Below are 21,995 nucleotides of genomic sequence, written 5' to 3' on the forward strand. Positions count from 1 at the left end.
CGCCTCCGTGCCTTCCGCTCCCCCGGCCCCCGTGGCACGGTGGCACCCGGGAGGTGCTCGTAGCATGCCGGTCCACGGACGGCGACCCGAGAACGGCGACCGGGACGGCTCGCCGCTGTCGGCCATGCGCCTCACGGAGCTGATCGCCGAGGTCCAGGAGCGGCTGGACTCCGTCGCCCGCGCGCAGGGCCGCGTGCAGAACCTGCTCGACGCCTTCCTCAGCGTCTCCACGGGGCTCGACCTGCCCAGCACCCTGCGCCGCCTGGTGGAGAGCGCCTGCGACCTCGTCGACGCCCGGTACGGGGCGCTCGGCGTGCTGCGCCACGGCGGCGACGGCCTGGCCGCGTTCATCCACGTCGGCGTCGACGACGAGCTGGCCGCGCGGATGGGCCACCTGCCCGAGGGCAAGGGCGTGCTCGGCCAGCTGATCAGCGAGCCGTACCCGCTGCGCATCCACGACCTCGCCGAGCACCCCAGCTCGGTGGGCTTCCCGCCGCACCACCCGCCGATGAAGACCTTCCTCGGCGTCCCCGTGCTGGTCCGCGGCGAGGTCTTCGGCAACCTCTACATGACCGAGAAGCGGCACGGGGACTTCACCGCCGAGGACGAGGCGGTGCTCACCGCGCTGGCCGGCGCCGCCGGCATCGCCATCGACAACGCCAACCTGTACGAGCAGAGCGAGGAGCGCCGCCGCTGGCTGGCCGCCGTCGCCGACGTCCGCGCCGTCCTGCTCGACGCGCCGTCGGCCGGTGCGGCGCTGGTCCTCATCGCCGAGCGGGTGGCCGACCTGACCGAGGCCGACGTCACCTGGCTGCTGCTGGGCCCCGAGGAGGGCACCGGCGCGTACACCGTCGCCGCGCAGAGCCGCCGGTGGGCCCGCGACCTGACCGGCGAGCGGCTCTCCGCCGCCGACAACCCGGTGCTGGAGGCGGTGGAGCGGGCCGGCGGGGTGGTCACCCTCGATCTCTCCACCCTCGACCTCGGCACCCTGGACCCGCAGGTCCAGTGGGGTCCGTGCATCGCGATCCCGCTGCGCGGCACCCACGCCGACAGCGCCGTCGTCATCGCCTGCCGCAAGGCCGGCACCGCGCCGTTCGACGAGTCGGTCACCCCGCTGGTCACCGCCTTCGCCGACCAGGCCACCACCGCCCTCGACATGGCCGCGCGCCAGCAGCTGGCCCGCCGGCTCGACCTCTACGAGGACCGCGACCGGATCGCCCGCGACCTGCACGACCACGTCATCCAGCGGGTGTTCGCCTCCGGGCTGGCCCTGCAGTCGGTGCTGCCGCGGGTGAGCGACGCGAAGGTGCGCGAGCGCATCCAGTTCGTCGTCGGGCAGCTCGACGAGACCGTCCGCGACATCCGGACGACGATCTTCGACCTGCACACCACCGACACCGGGAGCGCGGGTGAGAGCCTGCGCCGGCGGCTGCTCGACATCGTGAACGAGACCGCCGGGGACCTCGAGCCGACGGTGCGCATGTCGGGCGCGGTCGACAGCCTGGTCCCCGCCGACCTGGCCGCCGACGTGGAGGCCGTCGTCCGCGAGGGTCTGAGCAACGCCGCCCGGCACTCCGGCGGCCGGCACGTGACGGTGACCCTGGACGTGACCGACCGGGTGGTCCTGGAGGTCGTCGACGACGGCCGCGGGATCGACCCGGAGGCGGCGCGCAGCGGCCTGCGCAACCTCGAGCGCCGGGCGGCGCGCCACGGCGGCGAGGCCGCGGTCGCCCCGCTGCCCGACGGCGGCACCCGCCTGCGCTGGTGGGCGCGGTTGCGCTGAGCCCTACCGCGGCGTGTTGCGCAGCTCGGTGGCGAGGACGGCGGCCTGCGTGCGGCGCTCGAGGCCGAGCTTGGACAGCAGGTGGGAGACGTAGTTCTTGACCGTCTTCTCGGCCAGGAACATCCGCTCGCCGATCTGCCGGTTGGTCAGGCCCTCGCCGATAAGCTCCAGCACGGTGCGCTCCTGCTCGCTCAGCTTGGCCAGCGGCCCCGCCGGCTCGGCCGCGCGCCGCATGCGCTCGAGGACCGCCGTCGTCGCCTGGGGGTCGAGCAGCGACCCGCCCGCGGCGACCGTCCGCACGGCGGTGACCAGGTCCTGGCCGAGGATCTGCTTGAGCAGGTAGCCCGACGCCCCGGCCATGATCGCCTCGAACAGCGCCTCGTCGTCGCTGTAGCTGGTCAGCATGATCACCTTGAGCTCGGGCATCCGCGAGCGCAGCTCGCGGCAGACCGACACGCCGTCGCCGTCGGGCAGCCGCACGTCCAGCACGGCGACGTCGGGCCGCAGCGCGGGCACCCGCGCGAGCGCCTCCGTGGCGTTCTTCGCCTCGCCGATCACCGAGATGCCCGGGTCTCCCTCCAGCACGTCGGCGACACCACGCCGGACGACCTCGTGGTCGTCCAGCAGGAAGACCCTGATGGGGGCAGCCCCGTTCTGCGCGCTCACGATTCGCAGGTTAGGTCGCGGTGGCCCGGTGCGCTCCGGGCCGAAAGTCCCTATCGGCGACCCGGCGCTCCGCGCCGGCGCGGGCGGCGGCCGGTCCACGCCCCGTTCCGACCCGGGCGGTTGCTCCCACGGGCGCGGCCCGCCAGGTTGTCGGTGAGGGTCCGACGCCACCCGCCCGCGGGACCTCCGACCCCCCGGGCGGCGTGGTCGTCCGACGGAGGATCGACCGGACGCCGACGACGAGGAGTGCCGCGCATGACCGCGACCGAGACCCGGCCCGCCGCCGAGGACTACCCGGCCGACGAGCTGGAGCTGGACCTGCGCTGGTGGGCGGCGGCGAACTACCTCACCGCCGCGCAGATCTACCTGCGCGACAACCCGCTGCTGCGCGAGCCGCTGACCCGCGAGCACGTCAAGCCGCGGCTGCTGGGTCACTGGGGCACCAGCCCCGGGCTGACGATGATCCACGCCCAGCTCAACCGGCTGATCCGCCGCACGGGCAGCGAGGTCCTGCTGGTGACCGGCCCCGGGCACGGCGGGCCGGCGGTGCTGGCCGGCGCCTACCTCGACGGCACCTACGGCGAGGTGCACCCGTCCGTGACGCGGGACGTGGCCGGGTTGACGCGGCTGGTCCGCGAGTTCTCCACCCCGGGCGGGGTGAGCAGCCACGCCGGCATCCACATCCCCGGCAGCATCCACGAGGGCGGCGAGCTGGGGTACGCCCTCGTGCACGCCGCGGGCGCCGCCTTCGACGACCCCGACCTGCTGGTGGCCTGCGTCATCGGCGACGGCGAGGCAGAGACCGGGCCGCTGGCCGCCTCGTGGCGGCTGCCGGCCTTCCTCAACCCCCGCCGGGACGGCGCGGTGCTGCCGGTCCTGCACCTCAACGGGCACAAGATCTCGGGGCCGACGATCCTCGGCCGCACCTCCGACGAGGACGTCTGCGCGTTCCTGCGCAGCCAGGGGTGGGACCCGGTCGTGGGGGGGGGGGGGGGGGGGCGGGGGGGGGGGGCGCGCGGCGGGCGCGGGGGCCCCCCCCCCCCCCCCCCCCCCCCCCGCCCCCCCCCCCCCCCCCACCCCCCCCCCCCCCCCCCCCCCCCCCCGGCGACCGTGTTCACCGCCTTCGGCGCCGCGCTCACCGCCGCCCACCGGAGCATCCGGGAGATGCAGGCCGCGGCGCGCTCGGGCACGCCCGGCGCGACGGCCCCGTGGCCGGCGGTCGTGCTGCGCACGCCCAAGGGCTGGACCGGCCCGCGCGAGGTGGACGGCGTCCCGGTCGAGGGCACGTTCCGCTCCCACCAGGTGCCGCTCAGCGGGGTCCGCGACAACCCCGCGCACCTGGCGCAGCTGGAGCGCTGGCTGCGGTCCTACCGCCCGGAGGAGTGCTTCGACGCCGACGGCCGGCTGGTGCCGGAGCTGGCCGCGCTCACGCCGGAGGGCGACCTGCGCATCTCCGCCACCCCCCGCACCGGCGGGCCGCGGTTCCGGGTCCGCCCCCTGCCGCTGCCCGACCTCGCCGACTACGCGCTGCCCGTGACCGCCCCCGGCGTCCTGGAGCACGAGACCACCCGCCCGCTCGGCGAGCTGCTGCGCGACGTGCTCACCCGCACCGGCCGGGCCGACGGCGGCGGCGACTTCCGGCTGTTCTCCCCCGACGAGACCAACAGCAACCGGCTGGGCGCGGTCTTCGAGGCCACCGACCGCTGCTGGCAGCTGCCGACGCTCCCGGGCGACGACCACCTCGGCCCGGACGGCCGGGTGATGGAGGTGCTCAGCGAGCACCTGTGCGAGGGGTGGCTGGAGGGCTACACGCTCACCGGCCGGCACGGGCTGTTCGCCACCTACGAGGCGTTCGCGATGGTCAGCGCCTCGATGATCGTGCAGCACGCCAAGTGGCTGCAGCTGGCCGAGGGCCACCCCGGGCGGGCGCCCGTCCCCTCGCTGAACATCCTGCTCACCAGCACGACCTGGCGGAACGACCACAACGGGTTCTCGCACCAGGGGCCCGGGCTCATCGACACGGTCGCCCCGCTGGCGCCGGACGTCACCCGGATCTGGTTCCCGCCGGACGCCAACAGCACGCTGGTCGTCGCCGAGCAGTGCCTCACCAGCCGCGGCCGGCTCAACCTGATCGTCGTCGACAAGCAGCGGCACCTGCAGTACCTCGACCTGGAGGGCGCCCGGAACCTGGTCTCGGCCGGCGCCGCGGTCTGGGAGTGGGCCGGCACCGAGGAGCCGGGCAGGTCCCGGCGCGACCGGCCCGACGTCGTGCTGGCCGCGATCGGCGACGTGCCGACGATGGAGGTGCTCGCCGCGGCGCAGCTGCTGCGGCAGTACGTGCCGCACCTGCGGCTGCGGGTGGTGAACGTGGTCGACCTGATGGGGCTGCTGCCCGAGGGGGAGCACCCCGCCGCCTTCAGCGCCTCGCGCTTCGCCGACCTGTTCACCGACGAGGTCGACGTCGTCGTCGCCTTCCACGGCCACCCGCGGGCCATCCACCCGCTGCTGCACGGCCGCCCCGACATCGACCGGTTCCACGTCCGCGGCTTCACCGAGCACGGGACGACGACGACGCCGTTCGACATGGTGGTGCTCAACCGGATGAGCCGCTACGACCTCGTGCTGGAGGCGCTGCGCCGCACCCGGCGGGTGCCCGAGGGCGGCGACCGCCTGGCCCGCCTGTGCCGCGAGCAGCTGGCCCGGCACCGCGCCTACGTCGTCGAGGCCCTGGAGGACCTGCCGGAGGTCAGGAGCTGGACCTGGAGCTGACCCCTCCCTCCAGCAGGGCGAGCACCTGCCGGCGGATCTCGAGGTCCTCCCGGGAGGTGACGACGACGGTCCGCACCGCGGCACCGGCCGCGCCGATGTCGCCGTCGCCGGTCGTCGCGGCGTTGCGGTCCTCGTCGACGGCGACGCCGAGGTGGGCGAGCGCGGCGGCGACCGCGGCGCGGACCGGGGCGGCGTGCTCCCCCACTCCCCCGGTCAGCACCAGGAGGTCCAGCCCGCCGGTCGCGGCGGTCATCGCGGCGACCTCCCGGGCCAGCCGGTGCACGTAGACGTCGAACGCGAGCGCGCAGTCCGGGTCGCCGGCCGCGCGGCCGGCGAGGACCTCGCGCAGGTCGCCGGAGGTGCCCGACAGCCCCTTCAGCCCGGCCGCGTGCTCGAGGACGTCGGCGAGCTCCGGCTCGGGGACCCCCCCGTGCTCGAGCAGCCACAGCAGCAGCCCCGGGTCGAGGGTGCCCGGACGGGTGTTCATGACCAGCCCCGCCAGCGGGGTGAAACCCATGGTGGTGTCGACCGAGCGACCGTCGCGGACGGCGGCGAGCGAGGCGCCGGCCCCGAGGTGGCAGGAGACGATCCGCAGCTCCTCGGCCGGCCGGCCGGCGAGCTCGGCGCCGCGGCGCACCGCCCAGGCGTGCGACAACCCGTGGAAGCCGTACCGGCGCAGCCCCCAGCGGGCGTTCCACTCGCGGGGCAGGGCGTAGGTGCGGGCGGCCGCGGGCAGCGTCGCGTGGAAGGTGGTGTCGAAGCAGGCCACCTGCGCCACACCGGGCAGCAGCCCGGTGGTGGCCCGGATGGCGGCGACCGCGCGCGGGTTGTGCAGCGGCGCCAGGTGGCTGATCTCCTCCAGGTAGCCGGTCAGCCGGTCGTCGACGGTCGTGGGGCCGGCGTGCCGCGGGCCGCCGTGCACGACGCGGTGCCCGACGGCGTGCACCGGGCCGCACCCGGCGAGGAAGTCGGCCACCGGCTCCACGTCGCCGGTCCACGGCTGCACCGTGCGGGCGGGCCCCGTGCCGCCGTCGTCCTCCAGGACGGAGAGCTTCAGGCTGCTCGAGCCGGCGTTGACGACGAGCAGCCTCACCCGCCCTCCTCCTGCCGCGGGGCGCCCGCCCGCGCGGCGAGCTCCACCAGCGCCGCGGCCGCTCCGCCGACGGCGGTGCCGGTGAGCAGGACGCCCGGCGAGAGCCGGAGCAGGACGACGTCCGCCGCCAGCGCGGGGACGGCGAGGACCAGCACCACGACGCCCACCATGGCGCAGACCAGGGCGACCTTCCACGCCGCGAGCGGCCGCGCCAGGATCACCAGCGTCCACAGCGCCACGACGAGCACGACCAGGGTGGCCGTGGTCCGCGCCCCGGCGACGCCGGAGGCCGGGTCGAGCCAGCGGGTCGCGGCGTAGCCCGCGTAGGCGGCGGTGCCGGTGATCAGCCCGGTCGGCACGGAGAACCGCAGCACGCGGGTGAGGAAGCCGGGCACGTACCGGCGCCGGTTGGGGCCGAGCGCGAGGAAGAAGCCGGGGACGCCGATGGTCACCGCCGAGATGAGCGTCAGCTGGACCGGCTCCAGGGGGTAGGCGGCCGCCGTGACGACGACGATCAGGGCCAGGACCAGGGAGTAGACGTTCTTCGTCAGGAACAGGTTGGCCGCCCGCTCGATGTTGGCGATCACCCGCCGCCCCTCGGCGACGGCCGCCGGCAGGTGCGCGAACCGCCCGTCGAGCAGCACCAGCTGGGCCACCGCCCGGGTGGCGGGCGAGCCGTTGCCCATGGCCACCCCGATGTCGGCGTCCTTGAGGGCGAGCGCGTCGTTGACGCCGTCGCCGGTCATCGCGACCACGTGGCCGCTGCGCCGCAGCGCCTGCACCATCGCCCGCTTCTGGTACGGCGTGACCCGGCCGAAGACGCTCGCTCCCTCCACCGCGGCGGCCAGGCCGTCGTCGTCCTCGGGCAGGGTCCGCGCGTCGACGGCGTCGGCCGCCCCGCGGACGCCGGGCACGCCCACCGCGGCGGCGACCGCGCCGACGGTGCGCGGGTTGTCCCCGGAGATCACCTTGAGCGCCACGCCCTGCTCGGTGAAGTAGCCGAGCACGTCGGCCGCGTCGTCGCGGATCCGCTCGGCCAGCAGCACCAGCGCGACCGGGACCAGGCCCTCGGGCAGCGCCGCGTCGTCCCCGGCGACGACCGGCGGACCGGGCGAGCAGGCCAGCAGGAGCACCCGGCGGCCCTCGGCGGCCAGGACGTCGGCGCGGTCGCGAGCGGCGGCCGGGCCTCCGGGCGCGGGCTCGGGCAGCACCATCTCGGGCGCGCCGAGCACCCACGTGTCACCGCCGGCGAGGTGCACCGCCGACCACTTGCGCGCGGAGGAGAACGGCACGACCTGCGCGGGTGCCCCCGGCGGCGGGGGGAAGGCCGCCGCCAGGGCCGCGGCCGTCGCGTTCGCGGGGTCGGCGGCGACTAGCGCGCCGACCCCGGTGCGGGCGGCGGCCCCGTCGCCGCCGTCGAGGAGCTCCAGCCGGTCGAACCGGACGTCGCCGTGGGTGAGCGTGCCGGTCTTGTCGAGGCAGACCACGTCGACGCGGGCCAGGCCCTCGACGGCGGGCAGCTCCTGCACCAGGGTCTGCCGGCGGGCCAGGGTGAGCGTGGCGACCATGAACGCGAGCGTGGTGAGCAGCACCAGGCCCTCGGGGATCATGCCGACCAGCGCCGCGACGGTGCCGGTGACGGCGTCGCGCCAGTCCACGTTGTCGGTGCTGCGGAACTGGCTCCACAGCACGAGCGGGCCGACGACGACCAGCCCGATCGCGATCCAGCGCAGCAGCCGGGTCGTGCCGGCCTGCAGCTCGGAGAAGGTCCGGGTGAACCGCCGTGCCTCGGCCGCGAGCCGGACGGCGTACGCCTCGTCGCCCACCGCCGTCGCCTGCACGACGCCGTGGCCGGCCACCACGATCGACCCCGACCACACCGGGTCGCCCCCGGTCTTGGCCACGGGGTCGGCCTCGCCGGTGAGCAGCGACTCGTCCACCGTGAGCCCACGGGAGGAGCGGACCACGCCGTCGGCGGGCACCTGGTCGCCGGCGGCGAGGACGAGCAGGTCGTCGAGGACCACCTCGCCCACGGCCAGCTCGCGCTCGGCGCCGTCCCGGACGACCCCGGCCCGCGGCGCGTTGAGCACCGCCAGCCGGTCCAGCGTGCGCTTGGCGCGCACCTCCTGCACGACCCCGATCGCGGCGTTGGCCACGACGACGCCACCGAACAGCGCGTTCTGCCAGCGCCCGGTGAGGGCGGCGACGACCCACAGCGCGGCGAGCAGCCCGTTGAAGAAGGTGAGCACGTTCGCCCGCACGATCTCGAGCACGGTGCGGCTGGTGCGCACGGTCGCGGCGTTGGTCAGCCCGGCCGCGACGCGCTCGGCGACCTCGGCGCCGCTCAGCCCCGCCGGCGGCGTCGGCGGCCGGTCGGGGATGCCGCCGGGGTGCGCGGCCGCGGCCGCCGGAGCCGGCGGCGGGAGGCCCCGCGTCACCGCGGCGGGGGGCCGGCGACCAGCCGGAGCAGGCCCCAGCCGGTCACGGCGGCCATGGTGGGGGCCGTGAGGGCGCCGGCCAGCGCGCCGACCGCCGAGGTGAGCCAGAAGGGGAGCACCACCCCGGCAGCCTCGCGAACCAGTGCCGGAACCCCCCAGGGCACGAGGTCCCGTCGGCGCCGGACCCTCGGCCCCCGCCCCACCGGTGCGCAGGGTGCGACGGCCCCTGTTCGGCGGTGCCGCGGTGGCGGACGATCACGGGCAACACGGACGGAGGCCACGATGGACGGCGATCCCGACAGTCTCGAGGAGACCCTCCACCTCGACTTCGCGCTGGCCCGGCTCGAGCTCACCGAGGCCGTGCGCGAGCTGCGGACGGCCGACACCGCCGACTCGCGACGCCGGGTCGACGAGTGCCGGGCGCGGGTGGACGACGTGCTCGACATGTGGAACGACGTCCTGCTGACGTCCGCCTGCTGACGCCGACCCCGGCGGCGCACCGGGTCGAGCGGTGACCGCGCCGCTCAGCCGGCGCGGGCGAGTTCGGGGTCGTCGGCCGGTGGTCGGATCACGTGGATCCCGGTGCCGTCGGGGCGGTAGGTGTGCCAGCGGCCGGCGGTGTCGCGTTCGACGCGGAAGCCGTGGTGGACCTGGGTGTGGTGCCGTTCGCGGAGCAGCCCTGAGTTCTCCAGTGACGTCTCCCCGCCGAGCGCCCAGTGGAGGAGGTGGTGGACCTAGCACCACTGGTGCGGGGCGTCGCAGCCGGCGAATGGAAGGACCCCGCTGCCCCCCACGCCTCGCCCGCTCGGCGCGGGCCCCTGCAGCGGGGCCGTGGCCGAGGTCGAGGGGTTCGCCGTCGGGGCCGAGGACGACGCGGGTGAGGTCGGCGTCGCAGGCGGCCCAGCGGGCGCGGGCGGCGGAGAGCACGCCGCCGCAGCCGAGCTGCGCCGAGGCCGGGCCGGTGGCCGGGTCGAGCAGGTCGGCGAGGTCGACGTTCACCGCGACCTGCGGCTTGACCGAGCGCAGCAGCGGCGGGGTGCCGCAGCCGAGGTGGATGTCGGCCAGCTGCACCAGAGCGTCGGCCGACTGCTGGGCGCGGGTGCGGGTGTCGCCGGCGGGGCGGTCGGCCTGTCGGAGCGACTCCCGCGCCGCGGAGACCTTCTCCGCGCCGAGCGGGTCGAGGTGGAACCGGCCGGTGGCCGACCCGTCGGCGTGCCGGGCGATCGACAGGAACCGTTGCTCGGTGGGGTCCGGTTCCGGGCCGTCGGCGTCGAGCCGGGCCAGGTAGGTGTGCACCAGCCGGGCGGTGTCGGTGTGCTCGTGCGCCGCGGCGAAGCCGGCCCGCATCGCGGCCACGGCGGGCAGGTCCACCCCCTGGGCGGCGGCGAGCGCGGCCGGCCGGGGTGCGGTGATCTTGCCGATCAGGTCGGCCTGGTCGGCGGTGATCGCCCCGGCCGCGTGCGCGGCGGCGAGGGCGGGCAGCCGCTCCAGCGCCCGCCCGACCCGCACCAGCTGGGACGCCGCCGAGGGCGAGAGCCGGCCGTGCCCGCGCAGCCACGACTGCGCCGTCCTCTGCCCGTCGCGCGCGAAGGCCTGCCGGTTCTCCGCCGCCCGCACCCGGCGGGCGATTACGGCGTCGAGCTGCGCTCACAGCGCCAGCAGCTGCCGGGTGTCGTCGAGCAGCGCGGGCCCGCGGCCGTGCAGGTCGGCGCCGGCCAGCGCGTCGAGCACTGCGGCCAGCTGCGCCACGAACACCTCCCCACCAGGGCCGTACAGGCGTTCGAAGTCCACCGCCGTCCGACCGGCCGGGCGACCTGAATCCCCAGGTCAGAGGGGTTGTCCACAGATCTCGAGAAGGCCCTTCCAGGACGTCGACCGCCGCGGTGGGCAACGCCCCCGCGGGAGGGCCTCAGACCACCGCCGGCCGCCCCGGGCCGACCATCGCGGTCAGGTCGGTCACGCCGGCCACGGTCTCCAGGGCCACGCCGATCTGCTCGTTGAGCCGCAGCAGCGACTCGGTGGCGCGAGCGCGCCGGCGGTCGAGCTCGTCCAGCTCCCCGCGCGCCTCGGCCAGCATCTCCTCGGTGGCGGCCGCGGCCTCCTCCTGCTCGCGGCGCGCGGCGGCCCGGGTGCTCGCGAGCCACCTGGCCAGCTCGGCCTCGGCCCGGGAGCGCTGCTCCTGCGCCTCTCGCGCCAGCCGCTCGCGCTCGGCCTCGGCGTCGCGCAGCAGCTGCGCCGCCTCGGCGCGCGCCCGCTCCAGCTCGGCGGCGGCCTCCGCGCGGACCAGCCGGGCCTCCTCGCGCATCCGGTCCGCGGCCTCGACCGCCAGCTGCTTGATCTCGTGCGCCTTGCGCAGCCGCGCGTCGGCCTCGATGCGCGCGTCGGTGAGGATGTGCTCGGCCTCCTCGTGGGCGGCCGCGGTGATCTCGGCGCCCTCGTCGGCCGCCATCTGCAGCATGCGGCCCATCCGCTCGGAGACGGCCGCCATCTCCTGCCCCTCCGGCGAGCGGGCGAGCAGCCGGCGGGAGATCTCCAGCTCGGCGGAGGCCCGGCCGTAGCGCTCGACCAGGTCGTCGGTCTCGCGGCGGGCCGCCCGCAGCTCCGCCTCGGCCCACGCCACGTAGTTGTCGACCTGGAGCCGGTCGTAGCCGCGCACCGAGCTCCGGAACACCGGGGCGGTGGTCAGCAGCGCGTCGAGGTCGCCGGACAGGTTCGGCCACTGCTGGTCGACGACGAAGTTGCCCGCGGGAGTCGGACCCCCCGGGCTCCCGCCATCCGGCTCACGGCCGGCGCCTCCGGTCACCTCGGTGCGTCGGAACATGCGGCAACCGCCTCCTGGGGTCCGGCCGGTGATCTCGCACCGACAGTGGCAGACACGCCCGGGGGGCCGCGCGACGTCCGGAGCGTGTCGGACGGCCTCCCGGCGTAGCTACCCGCCCGGTGCTGGGCTGGTCACGCACCGTGCCGGGAAAGGGCCAGAACGTCACGAACAGGTCACGGCGCACGCCGGCGGGCGGCTCCCTCGCCCCCGCCGCGTGCGGGAGACTCGGGAATGCGCACGACGGCGCTGCGGTTTCGGTGGGCGAAGGTAGTTGCGCTCTCAACTAGCAACGGAGACGGTCATGCAGTTCGGAGTCTTCTCGGTCAGCGACATCACGACCGACCCGACCAACGGCCGCACGCCCACCGAGGCGGAGCGGGTCAAGGCGATCGTCACGATCGCGAAGAAGGCCGAGGAGGTCGGGCTCGACGTCTTCGCCCTGGGCGAGCACCACAACCCGCCGTTCTTCTCGTCCTCCCCCACCACGACGCTGGGGTTCATCGCGGCGCAGACCACCACGCTGCAGCTGTCGACGGCGACCACGCTGATCACCACCAACGACCCGGTGAAGATCGCCGAGGACTACGCGATGCTCCAGCACCTCGCCGACGGCCGCGTCGACCTGATGATGGGCCGCGGCAACACCGGCCCCGTCTACCCGTGGTTCGGGCAGGACATCCGCAACGGCATCGAGCTCGCCGTCGAGAACTACGCGCTGCTGCGCCGGCTGTGGCGGGAGGACGTCGTCGACTGGTCCGGCCGCTTCCGCACCCCGCTGCAGGGCTTCACCTCCACCCCGCGCCCGCTCGACGGCGTCCCGCCGTTCGTGTGGCACGGCTCGATCCGCAGCCCGCAGATCGCCGAGCAGGCCGCCTACTACGGCGACGGCTTCTTCCACAACCACATCTTCTGGCCGCCGGAGCACACCCAGCGGATGGTGGAGTTCTACCGCCGCCGCTTCGAGCACTACGGCCACGGCTCCGCCGACCAGGCGATCGTCGGCCTGGGCGGCCAGGTGTTCATGCGCAAGAACAGCCAGGACGCCGTCCGCGAGTTCCGGCCGTACTTCGACAACGCCCCGGTCTACGGCCACGGCCCGTCGCTGGAGGACTTCTCGCGCGAGACGCCGCTGACCGTCGGCAGCCCGCAGCAGGTCATCGAGCGCACCCTCGGGTTCCGCGACTACGTCGGCGACTACCAGCGCCAGCTCTTCCTCATCGACCACGCCGGACTGCCGCTGAAGACGGTGCTCGAGCAGCTGGACATCCTCGGCGAGGAGGTCGTGCCCGTGCTCCGCAAGGAGTTCGCCGCCCTCAAGCCGGCGCGCGTGCCCGACGCGCCCACCCACGCCAGCCTGGTCGCCGCCGCGGGCGGCGCGAAGGACGCCACCGTCTACGCCGCCGGCGACGACGTCACCGGGCAGGTCCGCGACGAGGACCCCGAGGAGGTGGAGGTCCGATGACCACCCGCACCCTCGCCGTCGTCAGCGCGGGGCTCTCGGTCCCGTCGTCCACCCGGCTGCTGGCCGACCGGCTCACCACCGCCACCGTCGACGCCCTCCGCGAGCGCGGCAGCTCCGCCACGGTGGAGGTCGTCGAGCTGCGCGAGCACGCCCGCGACCTGGCCGACAACCTGGTGACCGGCTTCCCGAACGCCGACCTGCGGTCGGCGGTGGAGACGGTGACCGGCGCCGACGGCCTGATCGCCGTCACGCCGATCTTCTCCGCCTCCTACAGCGGGCTGTTCAAGACGTTCTTCGACGTCCTGGACAGGGACTCGCTCACCGCGAAGCCGGTGCTGCTCGGCGCGACCGCCGGGACCGCCCGCCACTCGCTGGCCCTGGAGTTCGCGGTGCGGCCGCTGTTCGCCTACCTGCGCGCGGTGGTCGCCCCGACGGCGGTCTTCGCCGCCGGCGAGGACTGGGCCGGCGGGGACGGCGTCAGCCGTGCCCTGAACGAGCGCGTCCGCCGCGCCGCCGGCGAGCTGGCCGACCTGATCGCCGGCCTGCCGACCGCTCCCCCGGCCGACGCCCTCGACGGCCCGTTCGGCGGCACCCCGTCGTTCGAGGAGCTGCTCCGCGGCAACCGTCCGTGAGTCAGGGGGCTGCGGCCGGGGTATCCCCCGACCAGCAGCTCCCCCAGCCCGACGGGGCGCTGGAAGGCGACCGAAGGAGACCGATCCGTGGAGTCCCGGATCGAGATCAGCTGGACGTGCGAGCCCTGCCAGGTCGGCGGCCGGGACGCACCGGGCAGCGGCGGCGCCCACCCCCGGTGCTGGAACTGCGGTGGACCCGTCGTCGTGGCCGCCCGGCCCCCCGCGGCCGGCCTGCCCGTCCGACCCCCTGTCGCCTGGTCCTGACACCGGTCGCGCCCCGCTGCGACGGTGCGCTACCGGGGTGACGGGGGCGCGGGCGCACGACCGTCAGGCCCGCAGCACCGAGTCCAGCCACGGGCGCAGGACCGGCAGGACGGCGGCGGCCTGCATCGCGCCGGTGTGGTCCAGCCCCTCGAGCAGGCGGACGGTCCACCCGGCCGCGGTCAGCTCGGCGGCGCGGCCGGCCAGGCGCGGGCCCATGTCGACCCGCACCCCGCCCCAGCGCTCGTCGTAGTCGATGACGTCGGCCGCCCCGGCGAAGGCCAGCCGGGGGCAGGTCACCCGGGGCAGCGCCGCCTGGTCGTCGAAGTCCCGCAGCGCCTCGTAGAGGGTGCGGAACTGCCGGGCCTGCGGCTCGCCCAGGCCCACGTCGGCGGTCGCCCAGTCCCCGGGCTCGGCGGCCGGCACCGGCACCGGGCGGGGAGCCGCCGCCAGCGCGTGCGTCGCCGCCGTCACCGCCAGCATCTCGGCGTACGGGCCGCCCAGCGGCGGGAAGCCGCCCATCGCCAGGGCGGTCAGCCGGTCGGTGCGGACGGCGAGCTGCAGCCCCGCCAGCCCCAGCCACGAGTAGCCGTAGAAGGCGAACCGGTCGGCACCCACGGCGTCGGCCACCGCCAGCAGGTCCGCCACCAGCGCCTCTGGCGTCAGCGTGTCCGGCCGCGGGTGCGCCAGCACGTGCGCCTCGTAGCCGAAGGCCACCGCGCGGAAGCCGTCGGCCAGCCCGCGCAGCAGGCTGCGCCCGAGCTCGGGGTCGGCGCCCCACGCCCGCATCGCGTCGGCCTGCGGTCCCTCGACCGGCCGGGGGTCGACCGGCAGCAGCACCACCGGCCCGCTTCCCCGCACCTCCACCTCGATCCCGGCGCCGCCGGGCAGTGCGATCTCGCGCATGCGCTAAACTCTATACGCCATAAAGGGTTTCACGACAGGGGAACGGCGTGCCGGGGATCCGGGGTGGGCAGGGCGACGCGGAGACGACGCTGCGGCTGCTGTGGCGGCGGCCGGGTCCGGGCGCCCGGCGCGGTCCACGCCCGGCGCTGGCCCTGGACGACGTGGTGGCGGCCGGCATCGCCGCCGCGGACGCCACCGCCGGCGCGGACGTGAGCCTCCGCCAGGTCGGCGAACGGCTCGGCGTCACCGCGATGGCGCTCTACACCTACGTGGCGGGCAAGGCCGAGCTGCTCGACCTCATGCACGACGCGGTGCACGCCGAGGCCGAGCTCCCCGCGGACGGCGGCGACTGGCACGCGGCCGTCCACGCCTGGGCCGGGGCGCTGCTGGCCGTCCACGTCCGCCACCCGTGGACGCTCCGGATCTCCTTCGCCCGCCCGGTGCTGGGCCCGCACGAGCAGGCGGTGCTGGAGGCCCTCGTGGGCATCCTGCGCGACGCCGGGCTGGCCCCGGCCGCGGCCCGCCCGGCGGTGACCGCCCTCTACCACCTGGTCCGCGGCACCGCCGAGACCGTCGCCGACGCCCGCCTCGCCGCGGCCGACGGGCCGGACGAGCAGCGGTGGTGGGCCGAGCGGGCCGCCGCGCTCGCCGCCGTCGTGCCGGACCACGCCGAGCGCTTCCCCGCGACCGCCTGGCTGGCCACCGCGCCGGCCCCGGTCCGACCCGACGACGGCACCCCCTGGCCGGAGGCGGCCGCCCGCCAGGCCCTCGACGCCGGGATCGACCTCCTCCTGGCCGGCCTGTCAGCCGACGGCCGTGGGTGACGGCGGCGCGCTGCCGCCCTGCGAACCCTCCCCCGTCATGAGCCGCACGATCGCCACGCGGTCCTCGGCCGAGGGCAGCCCCCAGCCCGGCTCGTAGTCGTAGACCTCGGCCAGCGGCCGCGACGCCGTCCGGCCGGTGAGCACCTCCACCGCCGAGGTCTCGATCAGGCCGGGGTGCTCGACCCCGCAGGCCTCGGCGACCTTGAGCAGGTCGCGGCGCAGCGTGGCGACGTACGTGGCCGCGCGCACCGACTTCAGGGCGGGGTCCAGGCCGTGCGCCAGCCACGGGTTCTGCGTGGCGACGCCGGTCGGGCAGGTGTCGGTGTGGCACTTCTGGGCCTGGATGCAGCCGATGGCCAGCATCGCCTCGCGGGCGACGTTGACGAGGTCGCAGCCGAGCGCGAAGGCCACGATCGCGTTGTCGGGCAGCCCGAGCTTGCCGCCGCCGATGAACACCACCTGCTCGGCCAGGCCGGCCCGGGCGAAGACGGAGTAGACCCGCGCGAAGCCGAGCTGGAAGGGCAGGGAGACCGAGTCGGTGAAGATCAGCGGCGCGGCGCCGGTGCCGCCCTCGCCGCCGTCGATGGTCACGAAGTCCACCCCGCGGCCGGTGGTCGCCATGAGCTCGGTGAGCTCGTGCCAGAAGGCCATGTCCCCCACGGCCGACTTGATCCCGACCGGCAGCCCGGTCTCGGCGGCCAGCAGCTCCACCCAGTCCAGCAGGCTGTCGGGGTCGGAGAACTCGGCGTGCCGGGACGGGCTGATGCAGTCCACGCCCTGGGGCACCCCGCGGGCCTCGGCGATCTCCGCCGACACCTTGGCCGCCGGCAGCACCCCGCCCAGCCCGGGCTTGGCCCCCTGGCTCAGCTTGACCTCGATCGCCCGCACCGGCGCCCCGGCCACCAGGTCCTTGAGCCGGGCGAGGTCGAAGCGGCCGTGCTCGTCGCGGCAGCCGAAGTACGCCGTGCCGATCTGGAAGACCAGCTCGCCGCCGTGCCGGTGGTGGACCGAGATCCCGCCCTCGCCGGTGTTGTGCAGGCAGCCGGCCAGCGCGGCCCCGCGGTTGAGGGCCTCGACCGCCCGGCCGGACAGCGAGCCGAAGCTCATGGCGGAGATGTTCACGACCGACGCGGGCCGGAACGCCTGGGCGCGGCCGCGCGCGGCGCCGACGACCTTGGCGCAGGGCAGGCGCACCTCCGCGCCGGCGTGCACGTCGGTCGAGGGCACCGCGCGGCCGAACGTGCGGTGGTTGATGACGGGGTAGCCGGCGGTGTACTCGAGGTCGTTGTCGGTGCCGAAGCCGAAGTAGTTGTTCTGCTTCTTCGCCGACGCGTAGACCCAGCGCCGCTGGTCGCGGGTGAACGGCCGTTCCTCGTTGTTGCCGGCCACGAGGTACTGCCGCAGCTCCGGCCCGATCGCCTCGATCAGGTACCGGGCGTGCCCGATCACGGGGAAGTTGCGCAGCAGCGTGTGCTCGCGCTGCAACAGGTCGCGGGCGGCCACGGCGCCCAGGGCGGAGAGGCCGGCTGCTGCGGCTCGGGTGACCCAGGTCATACGCGCAGTGTGCGCGCTCAGGACGGCAGCAGCACGGTCCGCAGCTCGTGCGCGCCGTCGGCGCGGGTGGCCTCGTAGAACCAGCGGGTGGTCCCGTCGGGCAGCGGGACGGCGTCGGCGTAGCGCAGGCCGCCGGGCGCGTGCGGAGAGCTCAGCAGCGGGCCGTCCGTGTCCGCCACCAGGCGCCCGCCGTCGCCGGTCGACCGGGCCAGGCCGGTGCGCTCCTCCCAGTTCTCCGCCGCGCTCGCCCGGCCGTCGTAGAGCGCCCAGGTGGCCGGGTCACCCGGGCCGCCGGGGCCGAGCAGGACGGTCGCGACGCGGACGCCGCGGGCGTCCCAGGTGCCCGGCGTGCCGGCCAGGGCGGTGCCCTGCCGGGTCCACGCCCGCCCGTCGGGGCTGGTGGCGTGCTCGGTGGTCATGCGGTCGGTGGCGTCGGGGTCGTCGAGCGGGTGCACCGACGCCCACAGGTGCCAGCGGTCGTCCGCCCGGCGCACCACCGGGTCCTTCCACGCCTCCGTCGCGCTGCCGGGCAGCACCGTCTCCGGCCGCGCGCCGGCGAGCCCCTCCACCGTGCCGGCCTCCAGCAGGTCGACCCGCCAGTGCTTGGTGCCCGGCGTCGCGCAGCTGACGTAGAGCCGCCAGCGCCCGTCGGGCGTGCGGACGAGGGCCGGCCGTTCCAGCGACTCGGCGCCGAAGTCGTCGCGGGAGATGCGCACCACCTGCTCGAACGCGACGCCGTCGGCCGAGCGCGCCACCACGTTGGCGAAGCCGCGGCCCTCGCCCACGGGCCGGCGCAGCCGGTAGGCCAGCCACCAGACGCCGTCGACCAGCAGCGCGGACGGGCCGCCCGCCCAGGCCCCCGGGCGGGCGTCCTCGGGGACGACGGCGACGGCGGCGTCGTCCCAGAAGCGGTCGGTCCGGGCGGCCAGCGCGGCCGGGTGGGGACGGGACGACAGCGTGCTGCTCAACGGACGACGGCTCCCCGCGACGGTGGTGGTTGCTCCGCCCACCGTAGCGCCGTCCATTTCCCATCTACCCGGTGAAGTTGGTAGATATGGCGGCATGGCGGAGCGGTTGCCCCAGTTCTTCATCGCCGGCGCCCCCAAGGCGGGGACGACGGCGCTGCACGCCGCCCTGGCCACCCACCCCGGCCTGTACCTCTCCCCGGTCAAGGAGCCGAAGTTCTACCTCACCGGGGGGCGGCCGCCGGACCGGTCCCGCCAGCGCGGACCGGGCGACGCGCACAGCGCCCGCGAGTGGATCTGGCGCCGCGACCGGTACCTCGCGCTGTTCGACGGCGCGCCGGCCGGGGCGGTCCGCGGCGAGAGCACGCCGTTCTACCTCTACGACCGCGCGGCGCACGCCCGGATCGCCGCCGACGTGCCGGAGGCCAGGCTGGTCCTGGTCGTCCGCGACCCCGTCGACCGGGCCGTCTCCAACTGGGTGCACCTGCGCGCCGACGGCCTCGAGCCGCAGGCCGACTTCCTGGCGGCGGTCCGCGCCGAGGAGCGCCGGATCGCCGACGGCTGGGCGCCGTTCTGGCACTACCGCGGGCTGGGCCGCTACGGCGAGCAGCTGCGCGACCTGCTCACCCGCTTCCCCCGGGAGCAGGTGCTGCTGCTGCGCTACCGCGAGCTGGTCGACACCCCGCAGCAGACCCTCGACCGGGTCAGCGCCTTCCTCGGGGTGGCCGCGGGGATCGCCCACGCCGTCCCCCCGGAGAACGTCAAGCCCTACGTGGCCGACGGGGCGCGCCACCGGGCGCTGGCGCGGCTGACGCGGGCCGGCGCGGCCCTCGGCGCCGCCGCTCCCCCGCGGCTGTGGCGGCAGGCGAGCCGGCCGCTGCTCGCCGCGCTGCACGGCGGCCGGGTCCCGCGCCCGCCGCTGCCGGTGGAGGTGCGCCGCGAGGTCCTGGCGCCGCTGCTCGACGACATCGCGCTGCTCGAGGAGCTCACCGGGGAGTCCTTCGCCGACTGGCGGTCCGACACCGGGCGGGGCGACTTCCGGTCCCGGGCCGCCACCGCGCAGCGGTAGCGCTCAGCGGTAGGCCGACCGCCCGCGCAGGCGGGCGCCCACCGCGACCCGCAGCGGCACGAGGACGATCCCGTCGCGGGCCATCCGGGCCCGCAGCTGGCGGCGGTGCCGCACCACGCCCACCAGGCCGAGCGCCCAGAAGACGTACTGCACCGCGAAGGCGGCGCGGAACGCGTCGAGGTCGTAGGCGGTGGAGCCGCCGGGGGTGAGCAGGTCGAGGACGGCGCCGACGGCCAGGACGGTGAGCAGCGAGGCGACGAAGCCGCCCACGTTCACCACGCCGCTGGCGCTGCCCATCCGCTCGGCGGGGTTCTCGGTGCGGGCGTAGTCGAAGCCGATCATCGAGCCGGGGCCGTTGGTGCCGAGGACGACGACCAGCAGCACCAGCAGCCACAGCGGCGCCCGCCCCGGCCAGAGCAGGACGACGGTCCAGGCGCCCGCGGTGGCGAGCAGGATCGTGAAGACCAGGTTGGACCGGCGCAGCGGCCAGTGCCCGCACAGCCGGCCGAGCAGCGGGCCGACGGCCATGCCGACGAGCACGAGCAGGGTGAGCAGCGCGGCCGCCGTCCCCGGGGCCAGGCCCTGGCCGAGCACCAGGAACGGGTAGCCCCACAGCAGCGCGAAGACGGTGCCCGAGAACTGGGTGACCAGGTGGGTGTAGAGGCCGATGCGGGTGCCGGGCTCGCGCCAGGTGTCGGCCAGGCCGCGGCGGACCTCGGCCAGCCCGGCCGGCGCCGGGCGCGAGGTCCCGGGCGGGCCGTCGCGCAGCGCCGCGAGCACCAGGACGGCGGCGAGCACGCCCACCGCGGCCGCCCCCAGGAACGTGCTCTCCCACGACGTGGAGTGCAGCAGCGCGACCAGCGGGTAGGCGGCCACGATCTGCCCGACCTGGCCGAGGATGCCGGTGAGCTGGGTGACCAGGGGGACGGTGCGGCCCGGGAACCACAGCCCGACGACCCGCAGCAGGCTGATGAAGGTCATGGCGTCGCCGGCGCCGATGAGCACGCGGGCCACCACCGCCGTCGGCACGTCGGTGGCCAGGGCGAGCACGAGCTGGCCGGCGGCCATGGTGACCGCGCCCGCGACGATGAGGGCCCGGGAGCCGAACCGGTCCAGCGCCACCCCGACCGGCACCTGCATCGCGGCGTAGACGGCCAGCTGCAGCACCAGGAACAGCGACACCGCCGACGCGCCGGCGGAGAACCGCTCCTGCGCCTCGACGGCGGCGACCCCGAGGGAGCCGCGGTGGAAGACGGCGACGGCGTAGGCGAACAGCCCGACCAGCCACACCGCGTAGGCGCGCGCCGGGACTCGAACGGGGGTCGGGGCGGTCACCGTCGTCACTGAGAGGACGACGCGCCGGCGCCGTCGAGGCTTCCGCGACCGCTGCGTGATCTCGCCCACGCCCTGGCGACGCCGGGTGTTCACCGACCGTGCGGCGCCGGCGACCGGCGGTGCCGGATATCGTCCGGGAGGTGGGCGGTCCCGTCGCAGCTGCGCCGGTCGACGACCCGGCCGTGGACGACGGGCACCGGCGCGGCCGGATCCTGCGCGCCCTCGCCGGCTGCATGGCCGAGAAGGGCTACCGCGCCACCACGATGTCCGACATCGCCCGCGTCGCGCAGGTGTCGAAGACCGTGGTCTACGCCCACTTCCGGGACAAGGAGCAGTGCCTGCTCGAGCTGTACGCGCGGGCGACCGACGCGGTGCTCGACAGCGTCCGCCGCGCGCAGGACGACGCCCGCGCGGCGGGGCTGCCCTGGCGCGAGCGGGTGCGCTCGGGGGTCGCCGGCTACCTCGCCGCGCTCGCCGCCGGTCCGGCGGTGGCCTGGGCGGCGCTGGTCGAGGTGCAGGCGGCCGGGCGCCCGGCGCTCGCGCTGCGCCGCCGCGTGGTGGACCGCTTCGTCGACCTGCTCGACGAGGTGGCGCGCGAGCTCCGCGACGCCCACCCCGACGAGGTGCGGCCGATCGGCCGGGAGCTGGTGCTCGCGGCGGTCGGCGGCATCAACGAGCTCGTGCTGGCGCGGGTCGAGCGCGGCGAGGCCGAGCTGCTCCCCCGGGACGCCGACGTCGCCTCGGCCGTGCTCATCGGCCTGCTCGAGCACCGCCGCTGACCGCGCGGCGCGGGTGCCCCGCCGACCCGGCCGGGGGACCGACGAGTAGCCCCGGCGATCTTGGGATAGGACTGCCGCGACACCGTCGGGAAGAGACGAGAGGAACCGTCGATGGCGAGCGTCATCCACTACACGATCGCGACCGAGGCCGAGAAGAGCCCCGACTTCCGCCGGGTGCTCTGGACCGGCAAGAACACCCAGCTGGTGATCATGACCATCCCGCCGGGCGGCGAGATCGGCGAGGAGGTGCACGAGGACACCGACCAGATCCTCACCTTCGTCAGCGGCACCGGGGAGGCGAAGATCTCCGGCAGCACGAAGAAGGTCGCGCAGGGCGACCTGGTCGTCGTCCCGGCCGGGACGAAGCACAACTTCCTCAACACCGGTGAGAACCCGCTGATCCTCTACACCGTCTACGGCCCGCCCGAGCACGCCGACGGCGCGGTGCACAAGACCAAGGAGGAGGCCGACCGGCTGGAGGAGGAGGGCGAGGACGAGCCGCCGACCGGGTGAGCGCGCCGGGGGGGGGGGGGGGGGGGGGGGGGGGGGGGGGGGGGGGGGGGGGGGGGGGGGGGGGGGGGGGGGGGGGGGGGGGGGGGCGGGGGGGGGGGGGGGGGGGGGGCGGCGGCGGGGGACCC

Annotated in this window: 19 protein-coding genes and 1 pseudogene; 9 read left to right on the forward strand and 11 right to left on the reverse strand. The window is 76.1% G+C overall.

Translation table 11 applies throughout. The features are described 5' to 3' along the window. Nucleotides 1-64 precede the first annotated feature (64 nt). The gene (locus ACI78S_RS22540; RefSeq protein WP_456977212.1) at nucleotides 65-1,783 is read left to right on the forward strand and encodes a GAF domain-containing protein; all 1,719 of its coding nucleotides are present in this window, start codon (nucleotides 65-67) and stop codon (nucleotides 1,781-1,783) included. Nucleotides 1,784-1,786: 3 nt separating this feature from the next. Here ACI78S_RS22540 and ACI78S_RS22545 read toward each other — a convergent pair whose 3' ends face one another. Further along, nucleotides 1,787-2,449, reverse strand: coding sequence for a response regulator (locus ACI78S_RS22545; protein WP_456977213.1), 663 nt, complete (start codon nucleotides 2,447-2,449; stop codon nucleotides 1,787-1,789). 255 nt (nucleotides 2,450-2,704) lie between these two features. On the opposite strand from ACI78S_RS22545, the gene ACI78S_RS22550 reads away from it, so the two are divergent. After that, complete coding sequence (locus ACI78S_RS22550; RefSeq protein ID WP_456977214.1) at nucleotides 2,705-5,218, forward strand: phosphoketolase family protein; 2,514 nt, start codon at nucleotides 2,705-2,707, stop codon at nucleotides 5,216-5,218. Here the strand turns inward: ACI78S_RS22550 and ACI78S_RS22555 are convergent. From ACI78S_RS22555 to ACI78S_RS22565, 3 genes are read right to left on the reverse strand one after another with little or no spacing between them, the layout of a single operon-like run. Next, nucleotides 5,196-6,311, reverse strand: a complete 1,116-nt coding sequence (locus ACI78S_RS22555) for an acetate/propionate family kinase (RefSeq protein WP_456977215.1) — start codon at nucleotides 6,309-6,311, stop codon at nucleotides 5,196-5,198. The genes ACI78S_RS22550 and ACI78S_RS22555 overlap by 23 nt on opposite strands. Next, nucleotides 6,308-8,749: an HAD-IC family P-type ATPase gene (locus ACI78S_RS22560; protein WP_456977216.1), complete on the reverse strand. Its 2,442-nt coding sequence runs from the start codon at nucleotides 8,747-8,749 to the stop codon at nucleotides 6,308-6,310. Before ACI78S_RS22560 ends, ACI78S_RS22555 begins: the two co-directional genes overlap by 4 nt. Next, entirely contained in the window at nucleotides 8,746-8,871 is a 126-nt protein-coding gene (locus ACI78S_RS22565) for a hypothetical protein (RefSeq protein ID WP_456977217.1), read from the reverse strand. The genes ACI78S_RS22560 and ACI78S_RS22565 overlap by 4 nt, the downstream gene beginning before the upstream one ends. 160 nt (nucleotides 8,872-9,031) lie before the next feature. On the opposite strand from ACI78S_RS22565, the gene ACI78S_RS22570 reads away from it, so the two are divergent. Continuing rightward, entirely contained in the window at nucleotides 9,032-9,229 is a 198-nt protein-coding gene (locus ACI78S_RS22570) for a hypothetical protein (protein ID WP_456977230.1), read from the forward strand. Nucleotides 9,230-9,640: 411 nt separating this feature from the next. Here the strand turns inward: ACI78S_RS22570 and ACI78S_RS22575 are convergent. The 3 genes and pseudogenes from ACI78S_RS22575 to ACI78S_RS22585 all read right to left on the reverse strand — a co-directional run. Further along, nucleotides 9,641-10,366, reverse strand: a pseudogene (locus tag ACI78S_RS22575) (DUF222 domain-containing protein); the annotation flags it as partial. 30 nt (nucleotides 10,367-10,396) lie between these two features. Continuing rightward, nucleotides 10,397-10,540, reverse strand: a complete 144-nt coding sequence (locus ACI78S_RS22580; RefSeq protein WP_456977218.1) for a hypothetical protein — start codon at nucleotides 10,538-10,540, stop codon at nucleotides 10,397-10,399. Nucleotides 10,541-10,658: 118 nt separating this feature from the next. Continuing rightward, nucleotides 10,659-11,570 carry a DivIVA domain-containing protein gene (locus ACI78S_RS22585; RefSeq protein ID WP_456977219.1) on the reverse strand — a complete coding sequence of 304 codons (912 nt, stop codon included), beginning with the start codon at nucleotides 11,568-11,570 and terminating at the stop codon, nucleotides 10,659-10,661. Between the two features lie 301 nt (nucleotides 11,571-11,871). Here ACI78S_RS22585 and ACI78S_RS22590 point away from each other — a divergent pair, with 301 nt between their 5' ends. Further along, complete coding sequence (locus ACI78S_RS22590; protein ID WP_456977220.1) at nucleotides 11,872-13,032, forward strand: LLM class flavin-dependent oxidoreductase; 1,161 nt, start codon at nucleotides 11,872-11,874, stop codon at nucleotides 13,030-13,032. Further along, nucleotides 13,029-13,664: an FMN reductase gene (locus ACI78S_RS22595; protein WP_456977221.1), complete on the forward strand. Its 636-nt coding sequence runs from the start codon at nucleotides 13,029-13,031 to the stop codon at nucleotides 13,662-13,664. Before ACI78S_RS22590 ends, ACI78S_RS22595 begins: the two co-directional genes overlap by 4 nt. A gap of 327 nt (nucleotides 13,665-13,991) precedes the next feature. Here ACI78S_RS22595 and ACI78S_RS22600 read toward each other — a convergent pair whose 3' ends face one another. Then, nucleotides 13,992-14,831, reverse strand: coding sequence for an alpha/beta fold hydrolase (locus ACI78S_RS22600; protein WP_456977222.1), 840 nt, complete (start codon nucleotides 14,829-14,831; stop codon nucleotides 13,992-13,994). 47 nt (nucleotides 14,832-14,878) lie between these two features. On the opposite strand from ACI78S_RS22600, the gene ACI78S_RS22605 reads away from it, so the two are divergent. Further along, a complete protein-coding gene (locus ACI78S_RS22605; RefSeq protein WP_456977223.1) occupies nucleotides 14,879-15,655 on the forward strand; it encodes a TetR/AcrR family transcriptional regulator C-terminal domain-containing protein in 777 nt (258 codons plus the stop codon). On the opposite strand, the gene ACI78S_RS22610 is transcribed toward ACI78S_RS22605, so the two are convergent. Further along, a complete protein-coding gene (locus ACI78S_RS22610) occupies nucleotides 15,635-17,209 on the reverse strand; it encodes an FMN-binding glutamate synthase family protein (RefSeq protein WP_456977224.1) in 1,575 nt (524 codons plus the stop codon). The genes ACI78S_RS22605 and ACI78S_RS22610 overlap by 21 nt on opposite strands. A 17-nt stretch (nucleotides 17,210-17,226) precedes the next feature. Continuing rightward, on the reverse strand, nucleotides 17,227-18,177 hold the full coding sequence (locus ACI78S_RS22615) for a hypothetical protein (protein ID WP_456977225.1): 951 nt from the start codon (nucleotides 18,175-18,177) through the stop codon (nucleotides 17,227-17,229). Nucleotides 18,178-18,271: 94 nt separating this feature from the next. Here ACI78S_RS22615 and ACI78S_RS22620 point away from each other — a divergent pair, with 94 nt between their 5' ends. Then, nucleotides 18,272-19,243, forward strand: a complete 972-nt coding sequence (locus ACI78S_RS22620) for a sulfotransferase family protein (RefSeq protein WP_456977226.1) — start codon at nucleotides 18,272-18,274, stop codon at nucleotides 19,241-19,243. A gap of 3 nt (nucleotides 19,244-19,246) precedes the next feature. Here the strand turns inward: ACI78S_RS22620 and ACI78S_RS22625 are convergent, their stop codons facing one another. Beyond that, nucleotides 19,247-20,578, reverse strand: coding sequence for an MFS transporter (locus tag ACI78S_RS22625; protein WP_456977227.1), 1,332 nt, complete (start codon nucleotides 20,576-20,578; stop codon nucleotides 19,247-19,249). A 140-nt stretch (nucleotides 20,579-20,718) separates the two neighbouring features. On the opposite strand from ACI78S_RS22625, the gene ACI78S_RS22630 reads away from it, so the two are divergent. After that, nucleotides 20,719-21,357: a TetR/AcrR family transcriptional regulator gene (locus ACI78S_RS22630; protein WP_456977228.1), complete on the forward strand. Its 639-nt coding sequence runs from the start codon at nucleotides 20,719-20,721 to the stop codon at nucleotides 21,355-21,357. A 111-nt stretch (nucleotides 21,358-21,468) separates the two neighbouring features. Continuing rightward, entirely contained in the window at nucleotides 21,469-21,870 is a 402-nt protein-coding gene (locus ACI78S_RS22635) for a cupin domain-containing protein (RefSeq protein ID WP_456977229.1), read from the forward strand. The last annotated feature ends 125 nt before the right edge of the window (nucleotides 21,871-21,995 follow it).

The sequence above is a fragment of the Geodermatophilus sp. SYSU D00815 genome (assembly GCF_054050035.1).